This window comes from Chryseobacterium sp. CFS2, from assembly GCF_036543225.1.
GTDB lineage: Bacteria > Bacteroidota > Bacteroidia > Flavobacteriales > Weeksellaceae > Chryseobacterium > Chryseobacterium culicis_A.
Genome location: NZ_JAZHQU010000001.1, coordinates 195,703 through 209,687 on the forward strand (window position 1 = coordinate 195,703; position 13,985 = coordinate 209,687).

General features: G+C 34.8%; 9 protein-coding genes and 1 tRNA gene. 4 read left to right on the forward strand and 6 right to left on the reverse strand.

The features are described from left to right. Positions 1 to 476 precede the first annotated feature (476 nt). Positions 477 to 2,075 carry a tail fiber domain-containing protein gene (locus ODR02_RS00915; protein ID WP_309511347.1) on the reverse strand — a complete coding sequence of 533 codons (1,599 nt, stop codon included), beginning with the start codon at positions 2,073 to 2,075 and terminating at the stop codon, positions 477 to 479. Positions 2,076 to 2,516: 441 nt separating this feature from the next. Between ODR02_RS00915 and ODR02_RS00920 the strand changes: the two genes are divergently transcribed. Next, positions 2,517 to 3,305, forward strand: a complete 789-nt coding sequence (locus ODR02_RS00920; RefSeq protein ID WP_309511348.1) for a PhzF family phenazine biosynthesis protein — start codon at positions 2,517 to 2,519, stop codon at positions 3,303 to 3,305. Positions 3,306 to 3,480: 175 nt separating this feature from the next. Here the strand turns inward: ODR02_RS00920 and ODR02_RS00925 are convergent, their stop codons facing one another. Beyond that, positions 3,481 to 6,231: an RCC1 domain-containing protein gene (locus ODR02_RS00925; RefSeq protein WP_309511349.1), complete on the reverse strand. Its 2,751-nt coding sequence runs from the start codon at positions 6,229 to 6,231 to the stop codon at positions 3,481 to 3,483. A gap of 629 nt (positions 6,232 to 6,860) precedes the next feature. On the opposite strand from ODR02_RS00925, the gene ODR02_RS00930 reads away from it, so the two are divergent. Continuing rightward, on the forward strand, positions 6,861 to 7,715 hold the full coding sequence (locus tag ODR02_RS00930) for a GLPGLI family protein (RefSeq protein WP_309511350.1): 855 nt from the start codon (positions 6,861 to 6,863) through the stop codon (positions 7,713 to 7,715). A 514-nt stretch (positions 7,716 to 8,229) separates the two neighbouring features. Then, positions 8,230 to 9,222 carry a hypothetical protein gene (locus ODR02_RS00935; RefSeq protein ID WP_309511351.1) on the forward strand — a complete coding sequence of 331 codons (993 nt, stop codon included), beginning with the start codon at positions 8,230 to 8,232 and terminating at the stop codon, positions 9,220 to 9,222. A 402-nt stretch (positions 9,223 to 9,624) separates the two neighbouring features. On the opposite strand, the gene ODR02_RS00940 is transcribed toward ODR02_RS00935, so the two are convergent. From ODR02_RS00940 to ODR02_RS00950, 3 genes are all read right to left on the reverse strand, one after another. Next, positions 9,625 to 11,055 (reverse strand): tetratricopeptide repeat protein, encoded by a 1,431-nt coding sequence (locus ODR02_RS00940; protein WP_309511352.1) that lies wholly within the window; start codon positions 11,053 to 11,055, stop codon positions 9,625 to 9,627. A gap of 366 nt (positions 11,056 to 11,421) precedes the next feature. Beyond that, a tRNA-Ser gene (locus ODR02_RS00945) sits at positions 11,422 to 11,506 on the reverse strand. A 163-nt stretch (positions 11,507 to 11,669) separates the two neighbouring features. Next, complete coding sequence (locus tag ODR02_RS00950) at positions 11,670 to 12,944, reverse strand: AbiH family protein (RefSeq protein WP_309511353.1); 1,275 nt, start codon at positions 12,942 to 12,944, stop codon at positions 11,670 to 11,672. A gap of 162 nt (positions 12,945 to 13,106) precedes the next feature. On the opposite strand from ODR02_RS00950, the gene ODR02_RS00955 reads away from it, so the two are divergent. Next, a complete protein-coding gene (locus tag ODR02_RS00955; RefSeq protein WP_309511354.1) occupies positions 13,107 to 13,469 on the forward strand; it encodes a helix-turn-helix domain-containing protein in 363 nt (120 codons plus the stop codon). Between the two features lie 72 nt (positions 13,470 to 13,541). On the opposite strand, the gene ODR02_RS00960 is transcribed toward ODR02_RS00955, so the two are convergent. After that, on the reverse strand, positions 13,542 to 13,754 hold the full coding sequence (locus ODR02_RS00960) for a glyceraldehyde-3-phosphate dehydrogenase (protein WP_209785091.1): 213 nt from the start codon (positions 13,752 to 13,754) through the stop codon (positions 13,542 to 13,544). Positions 13,755 to 13,985 lie beyond the last annotated feature (231 nt).

The following is a 13,985-nucleotide window of genomic DNA, read 5'->3' on the forward strand; positions in this document are numbered from 1 at the left end:
TTTTTTTAATCATATATTATTTTTATTAAACAAATCAATCAATAAAAAAGACTGAAAATATATCTAAAAACAATATAATTAAATAATAAACAATAAGATACAGTCATAATAACATATGAAAGATACAAATTAATTTCATACAAAAAACATAATATAAATAAAAAATAACTATAATTTTCTTTTCAATTAATTAAAATAAAATTTTAACAACAAAACACATACAATAAAGAATACCAACTACTTACAATTTTCACAAATCAACAAAAAAGTATCACAATACCAAGATTACATCTACCTCCAAATATGGAAAGAATACCACATTATTAAATACAAAAAAGTCTGTATAAGACAGACTTTAGCAACGTATTGAAAAATCAAAAAAATGAAAACCGAGGGATGGTTCATTAAAATGTTTCTCCTCATAAAAATAAGATAATCATTCTTATCGTGTGTTTTTAGAACCGTGGACATTTCAATCAATTCAATCCTAATTTCTTTTTGATTGTTTCCATTTCTGTTTCCAGTTTTTTAATTGTGACTTTTTGCTCTTCTATTTCATTCTGCTGATCCTGAATGGCTTTTGTAAGGGCGGGAACAAGGGAAGCATAGTCGACGGCCCAGGCTTCTTTTGTGTCATCTTTCGGTTTATAGACCGCCTCAGGAATTACTTTATAAAGATCCTGCGCCAGGAATCCGATTTTATGTTGTGTTTTCTGTACAGGATTTACAGCAGGTTTTCCCTCTTTAATCTGAGTATTAGCAGATAACTCGTATTGTTTCGGCTGCAATGCCATAATGGTACTGAGACCATACCCTATTTCTTTAATCTGAGTTTTTAAACGCATGTCCGAAGTATTGACAAAACCTCCTGCCGCACTCACCAGCCCGTTACCGTCAATAGTTACTTTCGTGCTTCCGTTATAACTGTATTTGAATCCTTCTGCGCCAAGATAGATCTGAGTAACAGAACCATTCAGCGTGTTGTATCCGCTTAAATCAAGATGCCCTTTCGTGGCTGCAACTTTATTTCCGCCAATACCACCAACTTCTGGTCTGTTCATATTGATATCACCATTCCCATCAATATCGAGCATGCTATTGGCATTATTGCCATAATAATATCGAAAACCTGTAGTACCTACTGTTACCTGAGCAAATGCCGGACTGCTGCTGTTTCCTTTTAACGTTAGAAGCCCATTATAGGCATTAAGAGCATTCCCTGCTGCACCAAAGGCGGTAATATCACCATCTCCGTTGAAATTAAGCTTTCGGTCTGCATTATAAAAATAATCACCACCACTGGCCTGACTTAGCTTAAATTGGGCAACATTATTATTCCCTGCTATAGTAAGAGCACCGCCTATATTATTGATTGTTCCTGCATTGACTCCTCCTTCAGTGGTTTTGGTTGAAGAATTAAGGAACATATCCATAGAACTTCCCGTATCATTAGTAAGCCTTAAAAGAGCTGAAGCATTGGTTCCGGAGTTTGTATTACTGATGGATGTAAGTCCTGATCCATTCACATTACTTCTGAAGTATAAAGCTTTATCTAAATAATCAATCGCTGTATTTTGCAAAAGTGTACCACCAAGTCTCACATCCTCTCCTACAGCAGTAAGTCCATTACTTGCTGTAATATTGGTATTTCCTGAGACTTCCCATGTAGAAACAGCGCCTGTAAGTCCGGTACTGATCAGCTGCAGGCTTTGGTTAGGTCCTATTGCGGCACTTGCACTTCCATTAATTGTTTCTGAAGCCGCAGGAGTTACCGTAACCGTAAAAGCGGTGTTATTCTTAACGGTATACATACGCCCTCTGAAATTGCCTGTTCCTGAAACTGCTGCCGGAAGGGTGAAAACAGCATTGGCCGTTCCGTTATACGAGATGTGAAAATCTCCCGAAGTCATGGCATAAGCTGCAGAGGTAACAGAAGTGTATTTTGCAGCCAAGGATCCGTTAACATCCAGTGTTGATCCGGGTTGGGCCATGTTGATCCCCACACTTTGAGCAGATCCCATATTGTAAGAAAGCAAAGCGGCCGCGATTGATAATGCAGTAAAATTTTTAAACATTATGATATGATTATGAGTTATTGATAAAGTGAATAAATCTTAGGAAATTAAACTGTATAAGGATTTTATGATACAGCAGCTATGGTAAGTTTTAGATTCTCTGTAAACAAACCGTAGATAGTGCTAGCTGGTACCCTGAAAAATCTGAATGAAGAAAATTATAAAAATATTTTTTCATTGTTTCCTGTTTTTAATAGTACAAAACTATAGGTTACAGAATCGTTTTTGAAGAAATAGGTGTAAAGAAATCTCCATCTGTATGTGGAAAAATTATGACAAGCTGTATAAGGAAGAAACAACTATTAATTTGTATAAGAAGATTAAATCCACAACTGTTTTTTAGCTCCAGAATTCTATAAATAACTATTTTACAGAAGTATGAATAATTAGGATCGGCTTTCTGAAAAGATTATCTTTATACAAATGAAATTTTTACCAATCATGAAGTTAGAATTATATCAAATAGATGCCTTTACAGATGAGATTTTCCGTGGAAATCCTGCGTGTGTTGTTCCATTAAAAAATTGGTTACCAGATGAAACCCTCTTAAAAATAGCCCGTGAAAATGCTGTAGCAGAAACAGCTTTTTTCATTGATAACGGCAATACGATTCACCTTAGATGGTTTACTCCTGAAATAGAGATGGATCTGTGCGGACATGCTACCCTTGCAACGGCTCATTGTTTGGCCACCATCTTAAATTATAAGAGCAATAGAATAATCTTTGACACCAAAAGCGGTGCATTGACTGTAGAAGTAAAAGATGGGATGTATTATATGGATTTTCCATCAAGAATGCCTGAAACAGCTACTCTTCCGGATATTATCACCCGATCTCTTACCATACAGCCTAAAGAAGTCTTCAAATCCAGAGATTATGTGCTGGTCTATGATGCTGAGGAGGATATCAAAAACATAAAAATTGAAAGATCTATTTTTGATCTTATCAATCTGGATCCGGGAGGTGTTATCGTGACAGCAGCAGGTACGGACAGTGAATTTGTCTCAAGATATTTTACTTCACAGTCCTCCATTCTTGAAGATCCTGTTACCGGCTCTGCCCACTGCTCGCTTATTCCTTTCTGGTCTGAAAGATTAGGAAAAGATAAGCTTTTTGCCCGTCAGATCTCTGAAAGAGGCGGCCAGCTTTATTGTGAAAACAAGAATGAAAGAGTGATTGTGGCAGGGAAAGCCAAAACGTATTCTGCAGGACATTTTTGGATTGCATAAAAAAGATTTCAGGAGATCTTGCAGCGCAATGATCATCATGGGATATTCAGCAATAAAAAGGCCTTGAATCAAATGATTCAAGGCCTTTCTGCATAAATAATCTTATTTTTCCGATGAACGTTCTCAAGAGAGAACTATTCAGTTTATTTCTCAATGAATTTTATAATGGTCATGTTTAGCGTTTGATTACTTTTACAGTTTTTACAGTGCCATTCACTGAATGCACTATCACCTGATAAATACCCGGTAACAGAGCTGAAAAATCAACTGTTCCTTTAGTATCATTGATTACTTTAGCAAGTACCTCTTTTCCCGCTGTATTGTAAACTGCTGCTGAAAGAATTTTCTGATCCAATGAGAGGTTCAGAATATTATATACCGGATTAGGATAGACTTTAAGCTGATCTGCATTGAATGAGGATTTATCCATGTTCAAACCTTTGTTTGCTGAAGTTCCATTTACCACTACATTATTTGCAGGACATCCAACAGGTGTAAAAATTGTTCTTTGAGTATCTCCTCCATCTCCCAGCTCTCCGTGGCTATTAGTACCAGAGATCACTAAAAGTCCGTTCGTGTTGATAGCCAATGTATTTTGAGCTCCTGCTGAGATGCTTTGCCAGTCGGTGGTAGTTCCGATAAGCATTGGAATAGATCTGTGTACTGTTAATCCATCTCCCAATTGTCCTGAGGCATTATATCCCCACGTCCAAAGCGTTCCATCTGTTTTTACAGCTATAGTGGAACCATTAGTGCCGCTGCTAAAATTTCGCCAGTCTGTTGCAGTTCCAACCTGTATAGGTAAGGTTTTATTCACTGTTGTACCATCTCCCAATTGTCCCCATCTATTATCTCCCCAGGCCCAGATTGTACCATCTGTTTTGAGTCCCATCGAATGAGTCCTTCCTCCTTCAATAGCTTTCCAGTTTGTAGCTGTTCCTATTTGCATAGGTAAGGTTTTATTCACTGTTGTACCATCTCCTAATTGTCCAAACTTGTTATCTCCCCAAACCCAAAGTGTTCCATCTGTTTTGATAGCAAGCGTATGATTGCCTTTGGAGGATACACTTAGCCAGTCAGTAGCTGTTCCTATTTTTATAGGTAAGGTTTTGTTCACTGTTGTGCCATCCCCTAATTGTCCACTCTTATTATTTCCCCAGCCCCAAAGCGTTCCATCAGATTTTATGGCAGCCATATTACCATCTCCGGTTGCAATATTCACCCAGTCTGTTGCTATTCCCACTTGTATAGGTAAGGTTTTATTCACTGTAGTTCCATCCCCTAGTTGCCCGTCATAATTCCATCCCCAAGTCCAAAGTGTTCCATCTGCTTTTATTCCTGCCGAATAAGAAAGTCCGGCTACTATTTTCACCCAGTTATCAGAAGTTCCTATTTGTGCGGGTATATTTCTGTTAATGGTAGTTCCATCTCCCAGCGCACCATCAGAGTTATCTCCCCAGCCCCATAATGTTCCGTCTTTTTTTAATCCTATGGAATGATTAAGACCGGCACTCACATTTTTCCAACAGCCTGGTTCAGTTGCAGGAAGTGTAGTAAAGGATCCGCCTTCCAGCCAAACCGCCTGGCTGAATCCGCAATCAGAGGCCACCCACCAGTAATAAGTAGTTGCAGGCAGCAAGTTTGTTAAATTGACGGTTGTAGAAGCAGTCGTTCCATTATTTCCACTCATCGCAGTATTTGTGCTATACATGTACAAATAGCCTTTGCTGGGAGCTTGGGTTGCTGCCGTCCAGCTAATAGTAGCTGCTGCCGAAGTAATATTATTTGTTGAAAACTGTGTCGGAGAGATGCAAACTTCAGGGCAGGCAATCTCTACAAACGAATCTCTTTCAATAGTGGTATCATCGCCTAACTGACCTGAGCTATTTAAACCACAAGATCTAAAAGTACCATCGGTTTTTTTTACAAGAACATGATTTTTTCCTACATAGATTTGGAGATTGTCTGTAGAAGAGCCAACTTGTGTAGGGGGAAATGTGGCACTTGAAGTGTCGTTTCCATGCCCCAATTGTCCAAAAGCATTATATCCCCATGACCAAAGGGTTCCATCTGTCTTTGTTGCAAATGCAGCTCCATTTTTAGCCCCTATATAAAGCCAGTCGGTTGCTGTTCCAACTTGCTGCGGGATTTTTTTTGAAACGTTAGTGCCATTCCCTAATTGCCCGTAAACATTCTGACCCCATGCCCAGAGTGTTCCATCTGTTCTCAGACCTAATGAATAACTATCTGCAGCGTCAACATTTTTCCAATTCGTATCTGTTCCTATTTGTGTAGGGATCTTTTTTAAAATGTTAGTTCCATCTCCATGTTGCCCGGAAGTATTAGTACCCCATGCCCATAATGTCCCGTCTGTTTTGATTCCTAAGACAAACTTATATCCTGTATCAATACTTTGCCAGTTGGTATCTATTCCAATTTGCGTTGGGGTCTTTTTTGAAATGGTAGTTCCATCTCCCAATTGTCCGGAATCATTACGTCCCCACGTCCATAGCGTTCCATCTATTTTGATTCCTACCGAAAAGTCCTCCCCAATACTAACACTTTGCCAATTCGTATCTGTTCCTATCTGTATTGGAATATTCTTTATACCGATAGTTCCATCTCCCAATTGCCCGTAATCGTTACGTCCCCAGCCCCATAATGTTCCATTATTTTTAATAGCGAAAGTCATGTTACCTCCGGAACTGATCGTTTTCCAGTCTGTAACTTTTCCTATCCGGCGTGGCACTTTTCTGGTCATCGAGGTTCCGTCACCTAATTCTCCTGAAAAATTAGTTCCCCATCCCCACAGTGATCCGTCTGTTTTGATTCCTGCTGAATGCTCATTTCCTGCATTAAGACTTTGCCAACATTGCGCAAAGGAGTGTATACTGATGAATACACCTAATAAAAGTATTTTTCTCATATTTTAATTTTCATGATATTTTCCTACTCGTATAGCTTTTCAGTTCCGCTTCGTTTACATGGTTTCTGAACTCCATACCACAAGTAATCCGAACATCCAAAAACACCTCAGAATCAGATGAATCCATAGAGAAACAGGGATATTAATCAATGAATAAGCGTTGATTTTAAAAGAATTTTGCAGATGTCAGCTCTAGCCCTTAAGAAATTTTAAGGACTTACTATTGTTTTAAATTACTGGGAAAAAAGAGCGTGTATTCGTAAAAACAAATACGGTGTAGTTTTGTTCATTTTCATGGTTTAATTAGTTTTAAGGTTTAGTTTTTTAAGGAAACAACATGATCAGTTATAATGCCTTTTATGCTGTTCAATGCAAAAATAGATTTTTATGATGACCCACAAAATACCATAGATCAAGATTTTCCGCAAGGCCGGAATATCATTGTTCTTTTTACAGGAACGATTTATACATCAAAAAGTACAAGAAAGTAAGTGTTTAAGATTCCTGAAACTTTCGCTTTTGCTGGTTCATAGATAGGCAGACCGTCTATTTTTAGAAACATTGCTTATATTTGAATGATGTCATGAGTCATCTGTTAATTTAAAAACGACCATTATTCAAAATAGAAAATGAAAATCATCATTACTCTTTTACTTTTTATCTCCGGAATTTTGTTTTCTCAAAATCAAAGATTTGTCTATGAATATTCGTTCAAGATGGATACATTAAACAAGGATAAGGTGGAAAAGGAGATTATGAATCTCGATATTACCAAAAAGGGATCTTATTTTTACAGCGCTTTGCTGATTACGCGGGATTCTCTTTTCAATGCGGAACTTGAAAAAGGAAAGGTTTCAAATACCATCCATATTGACTTTAGAAAGATCCAACATCCGAAAGCCAATTTCAGGGTTTCCAAAATGTATCCAGGCTTGGAAACAGTGTACCACACTTCTCTTAATGCCAGTAATGTTGCCGTAAAAGAACTCAATAAAATCAATTGGGAGGTTCTTCCTGAAACAAAAACTTTCGAGGGTTTTAAAGCGCAGAAGGCTACCACCCATTTCGGCGGAAGAAACTGGATTGCATGGTTTACCAATGACATTCAAATTCAGGACGGACCTTATAAATTTTGTGGCCTGCCCGGCTTGATCTTACATATTGAAGATGAAGAGGGAACTCATATTTTCAATATGGTTGGAAGCCAGAAGCTCAACGACAGCTTTTCACTTATCGATTCAAAAACGGCAGAAATCTTCCTGACAAAGGAAAAATTCAATAAACTTTGGCTTGAATACATAAAAGATCCTGCTAAAAACATCAAACTAATGCACAGCTCCTCCGGAATGTCAGAAACTATAATGTTTGATTCAAATACCAAAAATCCCCTGAGCAAACAAGAATTAATCAGAAACAAAGAAACACGCGCAAAGGAATTCTTAAAACGATTCAATAATTTTATAGAAAAGGAGTTGTACAAATAATCTCAGTATTAGATCATCTTCGTGAACTACATATTCCCTACTTTTTATCTTCATTAAATTTTGGGATTATTCTTCAGGATTAATACCTCTTTTTTCTTACTCCATCTTAGATATTATAAGCATGTTTACGCCTTCTGAAATAAATAATAGTTTCTGCTGTTTAATCTTTGCTGCCTCAATAGCTGACATCCCAACAGATCCTGTAAATATCAGATCGTATGTTTAAAATAATTGGATGGCATTACGCTACTACTTTATGAAAAGGTAAATTAAAATTTATCTTTTTGCCTGTATATTGCATTATGTTGTAGAACTGTTGTAGCACTGTTGTAGAATGTTGTATAATGCTGTATTACGTTGTAGCATTGTTGTACCAGCTTGTTGGTTTAAAATGTTTTTGTAGTACACGAATATACGTATGTAATACGTATGTTGATTTTATAGGATTGCCTGTTTTCTTTATCACTTTTGTAAAAATTTAAAACAAGTAATTTATTTACTAAAAAATTCTACGATGAAAAAATTTGTATTACTTACAGCATTTTTAATGGCCTTATACAGTAAAGGGCAGGTTGGTATTAATACCAGTAATCCTCAAGGTGTATTCCATATTGACGGAAATAAGGATAATGCTGCAACAGGAGTTCCAACAGCATTGCAGCAGACTAATGATGTTGTAGTCACCCCCACAGGAAGTGTAGGACTAGGAACCGTTTCTCCCAATAGCTCTGCAATATTAGACATCAGTTCCGGAAGTAAGGGGATTTTATTGCCCAGACTAAGCTTACAAAATCTTACTGATGGAACTACCGTTTCTTCTCCTGCCAACGGTCTGGTGGTTTACAATACCAACGCTGCCATTACCGGAGGTTCAGGACTCTATTATAATAACGGAACACCAGCGTCTCCCAGCTGGTTTAAGATGGCCAGTATCAATGATATCCCAACATTTAACACATATGCGCTGTCTGCTATGCAGGGGTTTAATGCAGCAAATACCTCTAACGGATCTTATACTTATGACCAGATGGTAGGCTCTTGTACGGCTACTAATAGCCTTTGTCCAGTCCCTTCCTCCACTGTTTTTAACCCTGTTTATACTATTACCTTTGATAAAAAAAGTGTGAATACAGATAAATATTTTTTACTGTCATTGGATTATAAACTTGCTTTTGCAACTATAAATAATATTGTTCCCGTTAAAACCCATTGGGTACAATATGATATAGAGCTCATCCTGAATGGAGCTGTTATCAGAACTTTTTCTTCTATAATTAGTATTGCGGCAGGAGGATTCGCAGCAGTAAATTCAACCAAGCTATTTACAACAAGCCTAACGGGAACTACTCTTTTAAATACTAATAATATACTGCAGGTCAGAATTAAACCCACTCAATCTCTTATAAAGTATAATTCAGGAACAGCAGATGGTAATTATGCAACAGGAAATGCTCATTTGCTGGACATAACAGTAACAGATGTATCCTTCCAGTTATTTGAGAAATAATATATCAATCATAAGGATTGTCTTTTAAAGAAAAATTCCCTATTGTTAAACTTCTGTTTTGTTTACAAAACAGAAGTTTTTTCATTCCATATGGTAGCTCTTTTATTGTTCTGAGAGTACAAAAACTGATGCTTTAAACATCTTATTTACCCCTTAGCAAGAATTTTAATGATAAAAAAGGAATTCACTTTAACGATTCTCCTTGTTCCAATAGAATATACCAAAAGAAACCGCAGGGAAACGAGTTTTCATTTATCAGCGGATTTATGGAGGATCACTCTTTCGTTAGAGCTGCTTTTTAACGGTTCTGTAAAGGATCAAAAAAAGAGATTGCCATACGAATGAAGTAAGTAAAATTAACTTAACAACAAATTACAGGGGGAAACAGAGTATATTTCTATTTTAATTTCTGGCAATATTCTGAATCCATATATACAGATCTTCATTAGAAGGAATATTAAATTTTTTGCGAATATTATATTTGCGGGTTTGCACGGTGCGAGGAGATGTAAAAGTAAATTCTGCAATATCTTTAGTAGAAAAATTAAGAAATAAATAAGCGCAAAAAGTAATCTCACTGGCTTTTGAGCGAGGGGAAATTCCCAATAATTCCCTTCTGAACTCAGGATACATCTCATTAAAACGGGTAAAAAATTCAGGTGAATTTTCTTTAGCGAGCTGTACCAATTCATCAATAGATGAAGATAATTGCTTCTTAAGAATTTCCGTTTCCTTTTCTTTCTCCATAATCAGTAGATCCTTTTGTTTCTGTCTACTTTTGTTCGTTTTATATAAAACAGCAAATAATATAATGCTTAATAAAATGACCCCTATCATGATATAATAAAAAACATTTTTTTTCTGTTTTTCATTTTCAATATTTTCATCGGTAATTCTCCTGATCGGAATATCTAAGATATTTCTTTCCACACTATTGAGACTATCATTTAATGCAGTATATTTTTCCAAATATTCATTGGCTCTTTCAATATCATTCTGTTTCTTATAGTTTTCATAAATACGTTGATAAATTACTCTCTCAGACTTTTTCAGTCCAATTTTTTTGACTACTTGTAAAGACTGGAAATAGTATTTCAATGCTTTTTCATATTCTTTCTTATAAAAATAAAGCTCTCCATAAGACAGTAAAACTCTGGATCTACTTTCGGCCGGGGCTTGACTGAAAAATAAACTGGCCTTATTCAGGTAATACTCTGCTGAATCCAGCTTTTTGCTTTTGAGATTCCTTTCAGCACGAGAAACGTATAATTCAGAATTCACAGGTAATTTACGTTCCATTGAATACACGGAATCCATTAAACCTTTTTCCGCGAAAGCAATCATTTTCTGATTGTATATATAATTTAGCCCTCGGTTTCTTTCTTCTTTATCGGATATATTGTAGGCAAGCCGAATAGCCTTATTAAAGCTCAAAAGAGATTCCTTATATAAGCCCAAACCATGATAGTTCTTACCATAAATTATATTCAACCTTGTAATCAAAACGGCCTCATTAAATTCTCTCAGCTTTTTCTCTGAAATCGAGAGAAAGTAAAAACTCTCTTTATTCCTGTTTAGCCCACATAAATAATCAGCTAAATTCATATATCCTCTGATCTCCCCTTTGGTATAATTTAGCTCCTTAGACCGCTTCAGCAATTTCTTTTCCATAGCAATTACTCCATTATAATCACCATTTTCCATTAGCCTTTTAGTCTCTTTTATTTGCAGGCTGTCTATATCTAATTCGGAATATACCTGTCCGTTCAATTTTATCGTAAAAATCAGTAATAAAAAGAAAATTATCCACCCATTTCTATTTTTTAAAATCATAATTTTAATCTTAAATATATTTTTTATAAATACATTACTGAACATCCCCTTCTAAGAGAGTAATTTACCTGCCAAAATAGATGCAGATAAGCTATAAATGGTCACTTTTCTTTTAATTTGCAAAGATATTATATAGGAGGTAATTTTGCTCAATCCTTTTATTCAAAACATAATAAAAAGTCCGAACAGAGGAGGTAAAAGCAGAATTAAATGATTTTCACAGCATTTTGAATCTGTTTTCTGTAATAATTTTTAAGCGATTTAAAAATTGCCGCACAATTGCCACAAACTTTTGGAGTATTTTTGAAAATTACAGTAATTGCTACAAATAAAAAAACCTTGAATCATTTGATTCAAGGTTTTTTGCGGAGAGTGAGGGATTCGAACCCCCGGACCTGTTACAGTCAACAGTTTTCAAGACTGCCGCAATCGACCACTCTGCCAACTCTCCCTAAACTCCGGCTATACCGTTGTTTTCAGTGGTGCAAATATAGAACGATTTTTAATTTCTGCAAAACTTTTCCCACACAAATTTTAACAAAACCTAATAATAGACTAGGAATCAGGGGAATTATTTTTTATAGAAAATAATATATAAATAAAAATTATCCTGTCTAAATAGTCTTTTGATCATACCTTACATTTTGTGGCAAAGGTAATGACAGTGTTTTATCGACAACCTTTTGTCTCATCAATGATTTTTTATTGAAATGTCTTGATATATTTTGAGATAATTCTTTAAAATTGTCTGATCCATCTTTTCCCTTATAATAAAAAATCTTTATGGATTTACAATTATTATGTTCAAATAAAGTATTCAATAATGTCCTATCTGAAAGTCCGCAAGAATGCCCCATAATATATATTTGATAATCATCAGCTTCAATCCAGTTTAATAATTTTCTATAATTAGAATTATTCAAATACATAAAAGATTTAATATTTTCAAGAAAATCATTATCATTTGTTTTTTCCAAAAACTTATAATGATCATCCATCTCATCTCCAAAACCAAAATTAATTGGGTTAATAACATCATTTAATTGACCATGAATTTGTATATGTGAAGATTCACCAAAAAATCTTGAATTTTTAAAATTTAAATTAGTAACATAATTTTCTACATTGGAAGTATAGTTGAAATCCAAAAAGAAATTTTCATAAGCGTTATTTGATTTATCGATGTATCCTTCTGAAAATAAATAATCAAAATCTTCGAGTTTTTTTCTATAGTCGGGTGGGAATTCTAAATAAAATAGATTATCCTCATTATCTTGTGATTTTAAATTTTTACACTTATACTCAAATAAACTTAAAATAGATTCACAATGAGAATAAGAAGTACTAAGCTGATATTTTTTTTCAATTTTTTCAGTTAAATAATATTCTAAAAGATTTTTTATTGAAGTGAATTCTTCGTTTAGTTGTTTAACAGTGCCTATATGCATATATTTTCCTTCGCCTGTAATTAATGATATCAAAACTTGGTAATAAGAGTTTTCAATGTCCACCCAATTAATTGCCTGTCTAACTGTTATTAATTCAAAAAATTTATTCTTAAAGGAAAATACTTTTTGATAATCTTCATCAACAGATAAAGTGTTTCTATAAAAAAGATTAAAACTTGTAGAACCATAATAAGAATCTTTAAACATATAGTTACTACTCCTATAATTAAATTTCATTTTACTACAAAAATCTTTATAGTCTTGATAACTCAGCCCGTTTGTAGACAAGTGCATTTCGTCAATTTCAAATAATTCCATAAATAATGGATTAGTTGTTGTTTGATGAAATTCCTGCCAAATAAAATTTAAAAATGAAGAATATGATGTGGGCAATCCATGTGCAAGATCAAACCCATTTCCTACAATGATTAATCTATTCATTTAATTTTAATTTTCTGTCTTAGTTTCTCTCAAATATAATTCTTTTCTTTATAAAATATAAATTACAAGAAAATTTAATAATTCTATCCCATATAGATATTGTCTTTATTTTATAGTATTATTTTTTCACTACATTTGTAAAAACACAGGTATCCTATGACAATGGAAAAACTAAGAACTTTAAGAAAGCAGAAAGGCTATACTCAGCAGCAGATTGCTGATCTTCTTGCCACCGATGTCTCCAACTATAGCAGAAAAGAAAATGGAGATGTCAGAATATTTGATGACGAATGGGAAAAACTGGCTAAAGCTTTGGAAGTTCCTGTAGAAGATATCAAAGAAGAGAAAACATCTCAAATACAACACAATGACAAGCCTACTCTAAATGATAATTCAAGTATTAATTACAATCAATACTGTAATATTCCAGAGTATTTATTAGAAAACCAGCAGGAATACATTAATCTTCTGAAAGAGCAGATTAAAACTTTAAAAGAAGAAAATGAAAAATTAAAAAAGGGATAATCTCCTCTACATAAAGAACAAAACGGCTTCCATTATTGGAAGCCGTTTTTATTTTATCCCTGTAAAAAGCTTCTATTCACGGTCTACAATTGCAATGTAGCTATTTTTTAAAAGACCGGAAGGATATACAAACTGATCTCCATCTTCACCCTTTACTACAATAGCTCCCTGCTCATCGTTCAGGCATTTGTCCAGCTGGGTCTTCAGATCATTAAGTTTTCCATGAGCAGCCTCAATGATATAAGTTCCTGTAACATGGGTGATTTTGATAACTTTGGTTTCCATATACTGTTTTGATTAGGAATTAAATGTAGGAATTTTACTTTAAGTATGAAGATATTTTCAGCAAGATAGACAAACTGACAGATACAAACTCGTTATTATAATGCCTTTCAGTGGAAGCCATTTTTCTTTTATTATTATCAAAATATCCATTTACCCCCTTCTAAAGCCCCTAAAGCCACTTCAATAAGGGTCGGGAGACCGTTCACCAACCCCCTTTACCCCCTTGGGTAA

What these genes read in the sequence shown, in the direction of transcription:
- ODR02_RS00920 (WP_309511348.1), top strand. Translation starts at nt 2,517, where the DNA reads ATGAAGTTAGAATTATATCAAATAGATGCCTTTACAGATGAGATTTTC.
- ODR02_RS00940 (WP_309511352.1), bottom strand. Translation starts at nt 11,055, where the DNA reads ATGATTTTAAAAAATAGAAATGGGTGGATAATTTTCTTTTTATTACTG.
- ODR02_RS00950 (WP_309511353.1), bottom strand. Translation starts at nt 12,944, where the DNA reads ATGAATAGATTAATCATTGTAGGAAATGGGTTTGATCTTGCACATGGA.
- ODR02_RS00930 (WP_309511350.1), top strand. Translation starts at nt 6,861, where the DNA reads ATGAAAATCATCATTACTCTTTTACTTTTTATCTCCGGAATTTTGTTT.
- ODR02_RS00935 (WP_309511351.1), top strand. Translation starts at nt 8,230, where the DNA reads ATGAAAAAATTTGTATTACTTACAGCATTTTTAATGGCCTTATACAGT.
- ODR02_RS00925 (WP_309511349.1), bottom strand. Translation starts at nt 6,231, where the DNA reads ATGAGAAAAATACTTTTATTAGGTGTATTCATCAGTATACACTCCTTT.
- ODR02_RS00960 (WP_209785091.1), bottom strand. Translation starts at nt 13,754, where the DNA reads ATGGAAACCAAAGTTATCAAAATCACCCATGTTACAGGAACTTATATC.
- ODR02_RS00915 (WP_309511347.1), bottom strand. Translation starts at nt 2,075, where the DNA reads ATGTTTAAAAATTTTACTGCATTATCAATCGCGGCCGCTTTGCTTTCT.
- ODR02_RS00955 (WP_309511354.1), top strand. Translation starts at nt 13,107, where the DNA reads ATGGAAAAACTAAGAACTTTAAGAAAGCAGAAAGGCTATACTCAGCAG.